Raw genomic sequence first — 13,926 nt, forward strand, 5'->3', positions numbered from 1 at the left:
AGTTTGGTGATGATGGCAGAGAGGTCACACCCGTTCCCATACCGAACACGGAAGTTAAGCTCTCTAGCGCCGATGGTAGTTGGGACCTTGTCCCTGTGAGAGTAGGACGTCGCCAAGCAACTAAAAACACAAGTCTTTTGACTTGTGTTTTTTTTATTTCCCATGAAATAGGTTAGGTTCTGTTAGTAAAAATGATGAAATATAGTAAGGGATTTTTTGAGCAGAAATATTAAGAAATTGATAAATAAATGGATAATCTTCAGAGCCATAGCTTCCAAGTAAGTCATACCACCAATCTGTTTCATACCTAGAAATCATGCTTAAATTATAGAGCAATAAATAATGAACGAGGAGTTCGGGTAATACTGGTTTAGGATTTCTAGGATCAGTTGTAAGTGGTAAATAATAAGTATTAGTAAGATATTCATAGTATAAAGGAGTACTGTACATAGGATTCCATGATTGAATTGGCGCCGTAAAAAGTAAATTCGATTCATTAGTTTTCTCAGGTACATGTTGCATTGATAAATGCTTACAAGATGTTTCAATGTAGCGAGAAAATCTCTCTTTAGTCATATGTAATCGATCTAGTAGGTTGACTGAAAAGGAGAGCTCATTTTTAATTGTTGAATCGATTTTATATAAAGTTGATCCTTTTTGACTATAGCGGAACAAATTTTGTAATTCTGGAATATTTCCCATTAGTTCTAACATGTTAAATTTTTCTGCTTCTAAGTGTTTCATGTGAAACAGTTGTTCTGCAACATGAGTAAACAATCCGTTTTTTTGTACCTTCACCTCATCTTCTAAAAATTGATACCCTTGTTTTTTTCGTTTGCGAGTTGTAACGCCATGAGCTAAAACAGTAGTGGATTCAGGATAGTTAGGATCAATGGTTAGTAGACATGCTTTAAAAAGTTGGCTAATTCCATAAAATAACAACATTGGTTGAATGGAAAATGGAGCTGTCTTATATAATTCATAATAATTTTTCCCGTGTTCTAAGTAATAAATAAAGGGATAACAATTTTCAAAACTTTTTTTTTCGGCATCCTGAATAGAGGATTTTTCATAACAACGGGCAAGATAACGTTGTACGTTTTGAGATGAAAAAAAGAAACTTAACTGCTGCCAAGTGCAAGATGTTTGATGCATATATTACGCTCCTTTTATTGTCTAAAAATTCTAACATATATATACGTCCTTGACAGTATTTTAACCAATTGATAAGCTACTAATAATAATTTCTGGTATCATAGGGGGAACAATTATGTGGGAATCTAAATTTGTTAAAGAAGGTTTGACTTTTGATGATGTATTACTTGTACCAGCTAGGTCAGATATATTACCAAGAGAAGTAAGTGTTAAAACAGTTTTATCTGAAAGCTTACAGCTAAACATCCCGTTAATTAGTGCAGGAATGGATACAGTAACAGAAGCTGATATGGCTATTGCAATGGCTCGCCAAGGTGGTTTAGGAATTATTCATAAGAATATGTCTATTGAGCAACAAGCAGAGCAAGTTGATAAAGTAAAGCGCTCTGAAAGCGGCGTTATTTCAGATCCTTTCTTCTTAACTCCAGAACATCAAGTATATGATGCAGAACATCTTATGGGAAAATATCGTATCTCAGGTGTACCGGTTGTAAATAATTTAGATGAGCGAAAATTAGTTGGTATTATTACAAACCGTGATATGCGCTTCATCCAAGACTACTCAATCAAAATTTCTGACGTAATGACAAAAGAACAATTAATTACAGCTCCAGTTGGTACTACACTGGAAGAAGCTGAAAAGATCCTACAAAAGTATAAAATTGAAAAACTCCCTCTTGTTGATAATAACGGTGTATTACAAGGGCTGATTACAATAAAAGATATTGAAAAAGTAATTGAATTCCCAAACTCTGCTAAAGATAAGCAAGGACGCTTATTAGTTGGAGCGGCAGTTGGTGTAACAGCTGATGCTATGCTTCGTATCGATGCATTAGTAAAAGCTAGTGTAGATGCAATTGTACTTGATACAGCTCATGGGCATTCTAAAGGCGTTATTGATAAGGTAAAAGAAGTTCGTGCTAAATATCCATCATTAAATATTATCGCTGGAAATGTTGCTACAGCTGAAGCAACGAAAGCATTAATTGAAGCTGGTGCAAACGTAGTTAAAGTTGGTATTGGACCAGGTTCTATTTGTACAACACGTGTTGTAGCTGGTGTTGGTGTACCACAATTAACAGCAGTTTATGATTGTGCAACCGAAGCTCGTAAACACGGTATTCCAGTTATTGCTGATGGCGGTGTTAAGTACTCTGGTGATATGGTTAAAGCTTTAGCAGCAGGAGCACATGTTGTTATGCTAGGTAGTATGTTTGCTGGTGTTGCCGAAAGTCCTGGAGAAACTGAAATTTACCAAGGTCGTCAATTTAAAGTGTATCGTGGTATGGGTTCTGTCGGTGCGATGGAAAAAGGAAGTAAAGATCGTTACTTCCAAGAAGGAAATAAAAAACTTGTTCCAGAAGGTATTGAAGGACGAGTACCATATAAAGGACCTTTAGCAGATACAGTTCACCAATTAGTTGGTGGCTTACGTGCAGGTATGGGATATTGCGGAGCACAGGATTTAGAATTCTTACGCGAAAATGCACAATTCATTCGTATGTCAGGTGCAGGCTTACGTGAAAGTCATCCTCATCACGTACAAATTACAAAAGAGGCTCCAAACTACTCATTATAATGTCTTATATGCAAATAGACAGAGATTTGATATCTCTGTCTATTTTTTTTTGATTATGTTAGAATAACGGTTATGTGAGTACATAGATATTGGGGGTAGCAAAAGTGAAAGGTATGTTTTGCAAAAGATTCATTGCTTTGGTAACAGTGCTTACACTAGCTTGTAGCATTTTTATTCCATATAGCAATGCATCAGCTGAAACAGGAGCCGCTTTAAACATTGAAGCAGGCGCGGCAATTTTAGTAGAAGCGAATTCTGGGAAAATTTTATATCAAAAGAATGCAGATGAATTATTATCCATTGCTAGTATGACAAAGATGATGAGTGAATATTTAGTTCACGAAGCAGTGGATAAAGGAAAACTTAAGTGGGACCAGAAAATTAAGATTTCTGAATATGCATATAAGGTTTCACAAGATGCTTCATTATCAAATGTTGCATTAGAAAATGGTGGCTCTTATACAGTAAAAGAGTTATATGAGGCAATGGCAATCTTTTCTGCAAATGGTGCAACAATTGCATTAGCAGAAGCAATTGCAGGTAAAGAAGTAGATTTCGTAAAAATGATGAATGATAAATCGAAAGAACTAGGGTTGAAAAATTATAAATTTGTCAATTCTACAGGTTTAACGAATAAAGATTTAAAGGGAATGCACCCTGAAGGAACAACAGCAGATGAAGAAAATAAAATGTCTGCAAAGGATGTTGCAACTTTAGCACAACATTTAATTAAAGATTATCCAAAAGTGTTAGATACAGCAAAAATTCCTAAAAAAGAATTCCGTCCAGAAAAAGAGAAGTTTGCAATGTCAAACTGGAACTGGATGTTAAAGGGCTTAGTTAAAGAATATGATGGCGTAGATGGTCTGAAAACAGGCTCAACTCCAGAAGCAGGAGATTGCTTCACTGGTACGGTTGAAAGAAACGGTATGCGTTTTATTTCTGTAGTTATTAAAACAAGTTCTCATACAGCACGTTTTGATGAAACAAAGAAGCTATATGATTATGGATTTGCTAACTTTGAAGTGAAACAAATGTATAAAAAAGGTTCTTCAGTAAAAGGACAAGAAACAGTAAGAGTAGAAAATGCGAAAGATAAAGATGTAGCAGTTCAAACGAAACAAGCTATTTCACTTCCAGTGCCAAAAGGAAGTAAAGATGTTTATAAAACAGAATTAAAAGAATCAAGTAAGGGACAAGAAGCACCTATTAAAAAGGGAGCTGCGCTTGGTCAAATGGTAATTACGCCAAAAGATACAAACGACCCTGGATTTTTAACTGGTAAGTCGTTGCAAGTGGATCTTGTAACAACATCTGAAGTAGAAGAAGCAAACTGGTTTACTCGTGCTATGCGCGGAATTGGTTCATTCTTTAGTGGTATGTGGAATAGTGCTGTTGATACAGTAAAAGGTTGGTTTTAGAAGCTCCTCATGGTAGGGGCTTTTTTTTTATTCCTATTTTTCATACCGACTTTATGAAAAAGTAGTAGACAAGCATCTGATAGTTAGTGGTAGAATGTAAGAGTATTCTTAATTTTCGCCTTTAACGGGGGAAAGCAATTCACCTAGGGGGGTTTTTGTACATGACAAATGTAACAGGGACAGAGCGTGTAAAACGTGGAATGGCAGAAATGCAAAAAGGCGGCGTTATTATGGACGTAATTAACGCTGAACAAGCAAAAATTGCAGAAGAGGCAGGCGCAGTTGCCGTTATGGCATTAGAGCGTGTACCAGCAGACATTCGTGCAGCAGGTGGCGTTTCTCGTATGGCAGACCCAACAATCGTTGAAGAAGTTATGGGTGCAGTGTCAATTCCGGTTATGGCAAAATGCCGTATCGGTCACCTTGTAGAAGCACGTGTATTAGAATCATTAGGGGTAGACTATATCGATGAGAGTGAAGTATTAACTCCTGCTGATGAAGTATACCATTTAAATAAACGTGATTACACAGTTCCATTTGTATGTGGTTGCCGTGATATCGGAGAAGCTGCACGTCGTATTGCAGAAGGTGCATCTATGCTTCGTACAAAAGGTGAACCAGGAACAGGAAACATTGTAGAGGCAGTGCGTCATATGCGCCAAGTCAATGCAGAAATCCGTCAAGTTGCGAGTCTACGTGAAGATGAGTTAATGACATATGCAAAAAATACTGGTGCTCCTTACGAAGTATTACTTGAAATTAAACGTCTTGGTCGCTTACCAGTTGTAAACTTTGCGGCAGGTGGTATAGCAACGCCAGCAGATGCTGCATTAATGATGCAACTTGGTGCTGATGGGGTATTTGTTGGATCTGGTATCTTCAAATCAGAAAACCCAGAGAGATTTGCACGTGCAATTGTTGAAGCAACGACTCATTATGAAGATTACGAACTAATTGCAAGTCTTTCTAAAGGATTAGGTAATGCAATGAAGGGTATCGAAATTTCAACGTTATTACCAGAACAACGCATGCAAGAGCGTGGATGGTAATTAAAGGAGAACTTTAAAATGGTGAAAATCGGTGTACTAGGTCTTCAAGGTGCAGTTCGTGAACATGTAAAATCAGTTGAAGCAAGTGGTGCAGAAGCTGTTGTTGTAAAGCGTATAGAGCAACTTGAAGAGATTGATGGTCTTATTTTACCAGGCGGTGAAAGTACAACAATGCGCCGTCTTATTGATAAGTATGCTTTCATGGAACCACTTCGCACATTTGCAAAGTCTGGTAAACCAATGTTTGGTACGTGTGCAGGGATGATTCTTCTTGCGAAAACACTTATTGGCTATGAAGAAGCACATATTGGTGCTATGGATATTACAGTTGAGCGCAATGCGTTCGGACGCCAAAAGGATAGTTTTGAAGCTGCGCTTTCAATTGAAGGCGTGGGTGAAGACTTCGTTGGTGTATTTATCCGTGCGCCGTATGTTGTAGAAGTAGCTGATAATGTTGAAGTGCTTTCTAAGCATGGTGACCGAATGGTAGCGGTAAGACAAGATCAGTTTTTAGCTGCTTCATTCCATCCAGAATTAACAGATGATCATCGTGTAACAGCATACTTTGTTGAAATGGTAAAAGAAGCGAAAATGAAAAAAGTTGTATAAGTAACTTGCAACTTGTATAAGATTATAGTAAATTGATGGTAACAATTTTATAAAATAAGCGTGTTGATAGGAAATAGTAACAAATGTTGTTTCTTATAGAGAGTCGATGGTTGGTGGAAATCGATAGAAACAGTTTGTGAATCCATCCTGGAATGGAATGTGGAACATCTTTTGGATTAGTAAGCATTCCCGGTGAAGAGCCGTTATTTCTACTTGAGAGGAAAGCGGTAATGCTTTCAACTAGGGTGGCAACGCGGGTTAACTCCCGTCCCTTTATATAGGGACGGGAGTTTTTTGTGTTTTATAAAATAAAAGGAGGAGTATATAATGCTTGATATTAAATTTTTACGTACAAACTTTGAAGAAGTAAAAGCGAAATTACAGCATAGAGGTGAAGATCTAACTGATTTCGGACGTTTTGAAGAACTTGATACGAGAAGAAGAGAACTACTTGTTCAGACAGAAGAATTAAAAAGTAAACGTAATGAAGTGTCTCAACAAATCTCTGTATTAAAGCGCGAAAAGAAAGATGCAGAAGCTCTAATTTTAGAAATGCGTGAGGTTGGAGAAAAAGTAAAGGATTTTGATAACGAACTTCGCACAGTTGAAGAAGACTTAGAAAGATTAATGTTATCTATTCCAAATATCCCTCATGAGTCTGCTCCAGTCGGTGAAACAGAGGATGATAATGTAGTAGCGCGTACTTGGGGAGAAGTAAAAGAATTTACTTTTGAACCAAAACCACATTGGGATCTTGCTACTGATTTAGGAATTTTAGATTTTGAACGCGCTGGGAAAGTAACAGGAAGCCGCTTCGTATTTTACAAAGGTGCTGGTGCAAGATTAGAGCGTGCTTTAATTAGCTTTATGCTTGATCTTCATACTGATGAGCATGGATATGAAGAAGTATTACCTCCATATATGGTAAACCGTGCAAGTATGACAGGAACAGGACAACTTCCAAAGTTTGAAGAAGATGCATTCCGTATTGAAAGTGAAGATTATTTCTTAATTCCAACAGCTGAAGTACCTGTAACGAATATGCATCGTGATGAGATTTTAAATAAAGAGCAATTGCCTATAAGATATGCTGCATTTAGCTCTTGCTTCCGCTCTGAAGCAGGTTCAGCTGGTCGCGATACACGCGGTTTAATTCGCCAGCATCAGTTCAATAAAGTAGAGCTTGTGAAGTTCGTAAAACCAGAAGATTCTTATGAAGAGTTAGAAAAATTAACAAATGATGCAGAACGCGTGTTACAATTATTAGAGTTGCCATATCGCGTTATGAGCATGTGCACAGGCGATTTAGGATTTACAGCAGCGAAGAAATACGATATTGAAGTATGGATTCCAAGCTATGGCACATATCGTGAAATTTCTTCTTGTAGTAATTTTGAAGCTTTCCAAGCGAGACGTGCAAATATCCGTTTCCGCCGTGAGCCAAATGGAAAACCAGAACATGTCCATACATTAAATGGATCTGGTCTTGCAATTGGACGTACGGTTGCAGCTATTTTAGAGAACTACCAACAAGAAGATGGTACAATTATAATTCCAGAAGTTCTTCGCCCTTATATGGGAGGAAAAACAGTTATTAAGTAAATTTAAACATTCATCGGTATGAGTGATTGGTAATTATGAGCGTTGTCAGTACTGTAATGTAGGAAGGGGAAAGTAAAATTTTCCTTTCCTCATAATTTATTTTAGTAGGGTTGACTAACTGTTTTTCTTTTGATATTATATTTGATGTCAATATGGAGGTATACCCAAGTCTGGCTGAAGGGATCGGTCTTGAAAACCGACAGGCGGCGAGAGTCGCGCGGGGGTTCGAATCCCTCTACCTCCTCCAGATATAATTGACAACAGCGCATATAAGTGGAGATTGGAGAACTCGTTACCAACACGTAACGAGTTTTTATTTTAAAACCAATCATAAAGTATGGTGTAAGGTAATTTTGTCCTTATTACACACTCATATTCCGATGATTATCTTCATAGATATGAAAGGAGTCAACATGGATCTTATTATACAAACGTTTCCTTTAGATGGAAAAACTTTATATTATGTACAATGTCCTGTCTGTAAGAACAATAGAATTTTAAACAGTGGTGCAAACGTATCACGCATTATTAGTGATGATACATTCCGTAAACTTTGTGGTTGTACTTGTGATGTAAAACCAGCTACGAATAAAGTAGAGGTGCCAAAACAAGTTAAAAAAGCAGCTGTAAAGAAAGAAGCGGCTCCAAAACGTACAGGTAAAGTATTAACGGCAGTAATTAATGGGAAAGAAATGACTGTTAAAGAGATTGCTGAAGCATACGATATTAGTACAAGTACTGTTCGTCAGCGTATTAACGCAGGAAAACCTGAGAGTGAAATTATTGCTCCAACAAAGAAGAAGTAATTTAATAGGAAAACCCGTGCATATGCACGGGTTTTTTATTTTACAAGTTTACGTGTTTGTTTTAAAAAATGGCCAATTTTTTTAATGATTGGTTCGATTGAATCCCCATCTTTTAAAATATCGTACTCATTAATATTTAAGCGTAATACAGGGCATGAATTAAAGTTGTTAATCCAGTTTTCATAACGTCCATGCATTTCTTTCCAGTACTCAATTGGCGTTTGCTGTTCCATTGGGCGTCCGCGTTCTTGAATACGATCGACAATATCATCGAAAGAACCTTCTAAGTAAATTAATAAGTCTGGATGAGGGAAGTAAGGAGTCATGACCATAGCGTCAAATAACCCTTTGTATGTTTCATAATCAGTTTCCGTCATCGTACCTTTTTCATGATGCATCTTTGCGAAAATTCCAGTGTCTTCGTAAATAGAACGATCTTGAACAAAACCGCCACCGTATTCAAAAATTCTTTTTTGTTCCTTAAATCGTTCTGCTAAAAAGTACACTTGTAGGTGGAAGCTCCAGCGAGTGAAGTCCGCATAGAACTTGTCCAAGTATGGATTGGAATCTACTTTTTCAAATGATGTGCGATAACCTAAAGCATTAGCTAATGCAGTTGTCATAGTTGATTTACCCACACCTACCGTTCCGGCGATAGTGATTACTGCGTCATTGGGTATATCATATTTTTGCCTTAAATTCATTATTATTTCGACTCCTTTAAGAGAGTATTTTGAAGGGCAGATAGGATGACGTTTAAATCATCAGGATTTTTTACAAAATCCATATCGTCTCCATTAAATTTCAATACTGGTATTTCCGGATGATCTTTTTTAAAAGCATCCATTGCTGTTTCATAATCTTTTGTGAGCTGTAGTAAGTAATTTGGATCCATGTTTTTTTCAAATTCTCTTCCGCGCATGGCGATTCGTTTTTGCAATGTTTCTAGGCTAGCTGTTAAATAAACAATGACGTTTGGCACAGGCATATCTTGTGTAAGAATACGATAAATTTGCATGTACTTGTCATATTGAGAGTCTTTTAATGTGCGGGATGCAAAAATTAAATTTTTAAAGATATGGTAATCCGCTACTACTGGTTTCCTTTGATTCAAATACTTTATGTTAATATCTTCTAATTGTTTGTATCTATTACAAAGAAAGAACATCTCTGTTTGAAAACTCCATTCGTCGATGTCTTCATAGAACTTTCCTAAAAAGGGATTTTCATCAACAATCTCTTTTAGTAAGTGGAGTTGCATGTGAGTTGAAATTTCCTTCGCAAGTGAAGTTTTTCCAACACCAATTGGTCCTTCAACCGTGATAAATGGTACTCCGGTCACGCTGTTTCCTCCTTTCAATCAGTGATTTACCGTGACTACTAAAAACACAAAACAGAATTATTGTAGCACAAGAGGGAAGCGAGCGGGTTAATTTGATATAAAAAGTTAGAAAATAGATATATGTATTAATTAAATTTTATTTTGGATGACGATGTTATATTTGCTTTCAATGTAGTTTCCATTATTTTTAAAGCATGTATATTATCTTGGTCGTTGTTAGAGGCGATACAATCCTGTGGTACATACAATGTATAATTTCTCATATGGGCATCATTAGCTGTAAATAGGATACATATATTTCCGGCAACTCCTGTTAATATTAGATTTTCTATTTTTAAATAACCTAGTAATGAATTTAAAGGTGTTTCATAAAAAGCGGAATAATGTGGTTTAATAAAAATGTAATCATCAGAACTTGGAGCAATCTTATGGATTATATTTTCGCTATATTTATTTGTGCAATGAGTAATAAGTTGGTCGATATCAGATCTCCAAAGTTGATAATGGTCATTAACGTAAATTATAGGATAGCCGAAGGATTTCATTTTTTTCTTTAATTGTAAAATAGGGTTTGTGATAGTCTCACATTTTTGAGCTAGAATGGGTCCGTGGGAAAATTGAAAGTCATTAATCATATCGATAATGAGCAAGGCGGTATTTTTCATATGTAATCCCCTCTCTTTTTTCTTTTAGGGTGGATTGAATATGTAAAAGTTATCCCCTGTGTAGTAAATGGAAATAAGTGTACTTTATTTGTAATGAAAGGACTATGTTATGGAACAAGATCAAGATATTTATTTTATGCAATTAGCGATAGAAGAAGCCAAAAAGGCAGAGGAAATACAGGAAGTGCCAATTGGAGCAGTTATAGTGTTAGATGGTGAGGTAATTAGTGTTGCCCATAATTTAAGGGAAACTGAGCAAAGATCAATAGCTCATGCTGAGTTGCTAGCAATAGATGAGGCGTGTAAAAAATTAGGGACATGGCGTTTAGAAGATGCAACATTGTATGTAACATTAGAACCTTGTCCAATGTGTGCGGGTGGAATTGTTTTATCACGAGTGAAGCGAGTTGTATATGGTGCAAGTGATCCGAAGGGCGGGTGTGCAGGGACATTAATGAATCTTTTAACAGATGAACGCTTCAATCATCAATGTGAAGTAGTATCTGGTGTATTAGAGGAAGAATGCGGTACGTTGTTAACAAACTTTTTTAGAGAGCTTCGTAAAAAAAGAAAAGCGATAAAAAAATTAGAGAAAAATACTGGGAACTAACGTATTTGCATTTTATAAAGAAACAAGTTATACTGATAATGCCTTTAATGAAGGCAACCGAATATTGGTTTTAACTTTGCCGTGCTAAGCGGGGAGGTAGCGGTGCCCTATACTCGCAATCCGCTCTAGCGAGGCCGAATCCCCTCTCGAGGTTATGTTGCTGTAAGGTCTGCCTTAAGTAAGTGGTGTTGACGTTTGGGTCCTGCGCAACGGGACCCCGTGAACCTTGTCAGGTCCGGAAGGAAGCAGCAATAAGCGGGTCTTCTCGTGTGCCGCAGGAGTGCCTGAACCGAGCTAACTGCTTGAGTAACGCTTATGGTACGTAATCGACGGAGGGTGCACGGCAGTTATATATGTATACAAAACTCACCTTAATGCAAAGGTGAGTTTTTTGTATAGAAAATAACTTTTGGAATCTATAAACAGAATGGGTTATAATAAATGAGATAATAACCTTTGAGGGAGGCCGTATTTTCGTGTCATACCAAGCGTTATACCGAACATGGAGACCGCAAAAGTTCGAAGATGTAGTCGGTCAAAAGCACGTGACAAAAACGTTGCAAAATGCCCTTCTTCAAGAGAAAGTTTCACATGCTTATTTATTTTCTGGTCCTAGGGGAACAGGAAAAACGACAATTGCAAAAGTATTTGCAAAAGCAATTAACTGTGAACATGCTCCGGTAGCTGAACCTTGTAATGAATGTCCTTCTTGTTTAGGAATTACACAAGGATCCATTTCAGATGTATTAGAAATTGATGCGGCTTCAAATAACGGTGTAGATGAAATTCGAGATATTAGAGATAAAGTAAAATATGCTCCAAGTGCTGTAGAATATAAAGTATACATTATTGATGAAGTTCACATGCTTTCTATGGGTGCATTCAATGCGCTTTTAAAAACCTTAGAAGAGCCGCCAGGACATGTTATCTTTATTTTGGCGACAACAGAACCTCATAAGATCCCGCCTACAATTATTTCGCGTTGTCAGCGTTTTGAATTCCGAAAAATATCAGTGAATGATATTGTTGAGAGATTATCAACGGTTGTGACAAACGAAGGTACGCAAGTGGAAGATGAAGCATTACAAATTGTTGCCCGTGCTGCTGAAGGTGGTATGCGTGACGCGCTTAGTCTTATTGATCAGGCTATATCTTATAGTGATGAGATTGTTACGACAGAAGATGTATTGGCCGTAACAGGATCTGTTTCTCAGCAATACTTAGGCAATTTAGTAGAATGCATACGTGAAAACGATGTATCAAGAGCATTACAGATCATAGATGAAATGATGAGTAAAGGGAAGGATCCAGTTCGTTTTATGGAGGATTTCATTTACTATTATCGTGATATGCTTTTATATCAAACTTCACCGCAACTAGAACATATGTTGGAACGAGTAATTGTAGATGATCAATTCCGTAAGTTAAGTGAAGAAATGCAACCGGAAGTGATCTATGAGATTATTCATACCCTTAGTAAGGGACAACAGGAAATGAAGTGGACAAATCATCCGCGTATTTTCTTAGAAGTTGTTATGGTGCAATTGTGTCAACAGTTTATGATGCAAGCAAACGGTACTGATCGTTTGCAAGCAATTATGAACAGGATGCAGCAATTGGAGAAAGAGTTAGAGCAAGTCAAAAAGAACGGTGTGCCAGCTGGTGTACAACAGGAAGTAAGAGAGACACGTGCAACACCAAAACCCGTACGAACAGGAAGTATGAAGATTCCTGTCGGGCGTGTAAATGAAGTATTAAAACAAGCGAAGCGTCAAGATTTAGAACAATTAAAAGCTGTATGGGGTGAGTTGTTAGGAAGACTCAAATCATATAACAAAGTAGCGTTTGCTGTTCTACTAGAAAATAGCGAACCAGTGGCAGCTTCAGATGACACTTACGTTTTAGCATTTCAATATGAGATTCACTGTAAGATGGCGAGCGAAAATCGAGAAGCTATGGATACAGTAGAACAAGCTTTATTTGAATTGCTAAGTAAAAGGTTAAATATGATTGCCATTCCAAAAAGTGAATGGGGTAAAATCCGTGAAGACTTTTTACAACGTGAAGGTGGAGAGTCTGAAGAAAGCCCGGAGAAAAAGGAAGACCCTCTTATAGAAGAGGCAGTGAAATTAGTAGGACAAGAACTCATTGAAATAAAAGAGTAATAATAATTAGGAGGAATTAATTATGATGCGTGGCGGAATGGGAAATATGAATAACATGATGAAACAAATGCAAAAGATGCAAAAAGACATGGCGAAAGCACAAGAAGAGCTTGGTGAAAAAACAGTTGAAGGTACAGCTGGCGGCGGAATGATTACAGTTATTGCAAATGGTCACAAGCAAATTCTTGAAGTTAAGATTAAAGAAGAGGTTGTAGATCCAGAGGATATCGAAATGTTACAAGACTTAGTGTTAGCTGCAACAAATGATGCACTTAAAAAGGCTGATGAGCTATCAAACTCTACGATGGGTAAATTTACAAAAGGCTTAAACTTACCAGGTGGAATGTTCTAGGAGGATATTGATACATGCATTATCCAGAACCAATATCAAAACTAATCGATAGTTTTATGAAGTTGCCAGGTATCGGACCGAAAACAGCGGTTCGATTGGCATTTTTCGTATTAGATATGAAGGAAGATGATGTGTTAGGTTTTGCGAAAGCACTTGTAAATGCGAAGCGAGATTTAGCGTATTGTTCTGTATGTGGACATATTACTGATCGTGATCCTTGTTATATTTGTAATGATTCGCATCGAGATCAATCAGTTGTTTGTGTCGTGCAAGAACCGAAAGATGTAATCGCGATGGAAAAAATGAAAGAGTATCAAGGTGTATATCATGTGTTACGTGGTGCGATTTCTCCTATGGAGGGAATTGGACCGGAAGACATTAATATCCCGCAACTCTTAAAGCGACTACATGATGAAACGGTACAAGAAGTAATATTAGCAACAAACCCTAATATTGAAGGGGAAGCTACAGCGATGTATATCTCCCGCCTCTTAAAACCTACAGGCATTAAAGTAACTCGTATTGCACATGGTCTGCCAGTTGGTGGAGATTTAGAATATGCAGATGAAGT

14 protein-coding genes, 1 tRNA gene, 1 rRNA gene, 1 other RNA gene and 1 other annotated feature (1 of these 18 cut by a window edge) are annotated in these 13,926 nt (G+C 37.1%); of the genes, 13 read left to right on the forward strand and 4 right to left on the reverse strand.

What is annotated here, in order from left to right:
• Positions 1-2 precede the first annotated feature (2 nt).
• Positions 3-118: ribosomal RNA gene (gene rrf / locus N2V79_RS00045) — 5S ribosomal RNA — on the forward strand.
• A 35-nt stretch (positions 119-153) separates the two neighbouring features.
• Here rrf and N2V79_RS00050 read toward each other — a convergent pair.
• Positions 154-1,155, reverse strand: a complete 1,002-nt coding sequence (locus N2V79_RS00050; RefSeq protein WP_053563256.1) for a YaaC family protein — start codon at positions 1,153-1,155, stop codon at positions 154-156.
• A gap of 115 nt (positions 1,156-1,270) precedes the next feature.
• On the opposite strand from N2V79_RS00050, the gene guaB reads away from it, so the two are divergent.
• The 7 genes from guaB to N2V79_RS00085 all read left to right on the forward strand — a co-directional run bounded on the left by guaB (position 1,271) and on the right by N2V79_RS00085 (position 8,221).
• On the forward strand, positions 1,271-2,734 hold the full coding sequence (gene guaB, locus N2V79_RS00055; RefSeq protein ID WP_000264089.1) for an IMP dehydrogenase: 1,464 nt from the start codon (positions 1,271-1,273) through the stop codon (positions 2,732-2,734).
• Positions 2,735-2,847: 113 nt separating this feature from the next.
• A complete protein-coding gene (gene dacA / locus N2V79_RS00060; RefSeq protein ID WP_197241459.1) occupies positions 2,848-4,155 on the forward strand; it encodes a D-alanyl-D-alanine carboxypeptidase DacA in 1,308 nt (435 codons plus the stop codon).
• 161 nt (positions 4,156-4,316) lie between these two features.
• The gene (gene pdxS, locus N2V79_RS00065; protein WP_000186154.1) at positions 4,317-5,204 is read left to right on the forward strand and encodes a pyridoxal 5'-phosphate synthase lyase subunit PdxS; all 888 of its coding nucleotides are present in this window, start codon (positions 4,317-4,319) and stop codon (positions 5,202-5,204) included.
• An 18-nt stretch (positions 5,205-5,222) separates the two neighbouring features.
• The gene (pdxT, locus tag N2V79_RS00070) at positions 5,223-5,813 is read left to right on the forward strand and encodes a pyridoxal 5'-phosphate synthase glutaminase subunit PdxT (protein WP_000238785.1); all 591 of its coding nucleotides are present in this window, start codon (positions 5,223-5,225) and stop codon (positions 5,811-5,813) included.
• Positions 5,814-5,867: 54 nt separating this feature from the next.
• Positions 5,868-6,089: a binding site (T-box leader), on the forward strand.
• Positions 6,090-6,140: 51 nt separating this feature from the next.
• Positions 6,141-7,415, forward strand: coding sequence for a serine--tRNA ligase (gene serS, locus N2V79_RS00075; RefSeq protein ID WP_000884174.1), 1,275 nt, complete (start codon positions 6,141-6,143; stop codon positions 7,413-7,415).
• Positions 7,416-7,569: 154 nt separating this feature from the next.
• A tRNA-Ser gene (locus N2V79_RS00080) sits at positions 7,570-7,662 on the forward strand.
• A gap of 166 nt (positions 7,663-7,828) precedes the next feature.
• Positions 7,829-8,221 (forward strand): DUF3797 domain-containing protein, encoded by a 393-nt coding sequence (locus tag N2V79_RS00085; RefSeq protein WP_000364192.1) that lies wholly within the window; start codon positions 7,829-7,831, stop codon positions 8,219-8,221.
• 35 nt (positions 8,222-8,256) lie between these two features.
• Here N2V79_RS00085 and N2V79_RS00090 read toward each other — a convergent pair whose 3' ends face one another.
• From N2V79_RS00090 to N2V79_RS00100, 3 genes are all read right to left on the reverse strand, one after another.
• Positions 8,257-8,925, reverse strand: coding sequence for a deoxynucleoside kinase (locus tag N2V79_RS00090; protein ID WP_001053585.1), 669 nt, complete (start codon positions 8,923-8,925; stop codon positions 8,257-8,259).
• Positions 8,926-8,927: 2 nt separating this feature from the next.
• Positions 8,928-9,563 carry a deoxynucleoside kinase gene (locus tag N2V79_RS00095; protein ID WP_000148218.1) on the reverse strand — a complete coding sequence of 212 codons (636 nt, stop codon included), beginning with the start codon at positions 9,561-9,563 and terminating at the stop codon, positions 8,928-8,930.
• Between the two features lie 125 nt (positions 9,564-9,688).
• The gene (locus N2V79_RS00100; RefSeq protein ID WP_053563255.1) at positions 9,689-10,228 is read right to left on the reverse strand and encodes an isochorismatase family cysteine hydrolase; all 540 of its coding nucleotides are present in this window, start codon (positions 10,226-10,228) and stop codon (positions 9,689-9,691) included.
• 109 nt (positions 10,229-10,337) lie between these two features.
• Between N2V79_RS00100 and tadA the strand changes: the two genes are divergently transcribed.
• The 5 genes from tadA to recR all read left to right on the forward strand — a co-directional run.
• A complete protein-coding gene (tadA, locus tag N2V79_RS00105) occupies positions 10,338-10,838 on the forward strand; it encodes a tRNA adenosine(34) deaminase TadA (RefSeq protein WP_000434330.1) in 501 nt (166 codons plus the stop codon).
• A gap of 79 nt (positions 10,839-10,917) precedes the next feature.
• An RNA gene (gene ffs / locus N2V79_RS00110) (signal recognition particle sRNA large type) lies at positions 10,918-11,182 on the forward strand.
• Between the two features lie 132 nt (positions 11,183-11,314).
• Positions 11,315-13,003 carry a DNA polymerase III subunit gamma/tau gene (gene dnaX / locus N2V79_RS00115; RefSeq protein WP_000121561.1) on the forward strand — a complete coding sequence of 563 codons (1,689 nt, stop codon included), beginning with the start codon at positions 11,315-11,317 and terminating at the stop codon, positions 13,001-13,003.
• 25 nt (positions 13,004-13,028) lie between these two features.
• Positions 13,029-13,355, forward strand: a complete 327-nt coding sequence (locus tag N2V79_RS00120; protein ID WP_014894853.1) for a YbaB/EbfC family nucleoid-associated protein — start codon at positions 13,029-13,031, stop codon at positions 13,353-13,355.
• A gap of 14 nt (positions 13,356-13,369) precedes the next feature.
• A protein-coding gene (gene recR / locus N2V79_RS00125; protein ID WP_000559169.1) for a recombination protein RecR crosses the window boundary here: on the forward strand, positions 13,370-13,926 show its 5' portion. It continues 40 nt past the right edge of the window; 557 of the gene's 597 nt are visible here — the first part of the coding sequence; it begins with the start codon at positions 13,370-13,372; its stop codon lies off the right edge, out of view.

This window comes from Bacillus sp. CH_70, assembly GCF_038007045.1.
Taxonomy (GTDB): Bacteria; Bacillota; Bacilli; order Bacillales; family Bacillaceae_G; genus Bacillus_A; species Bacillus_A cereus.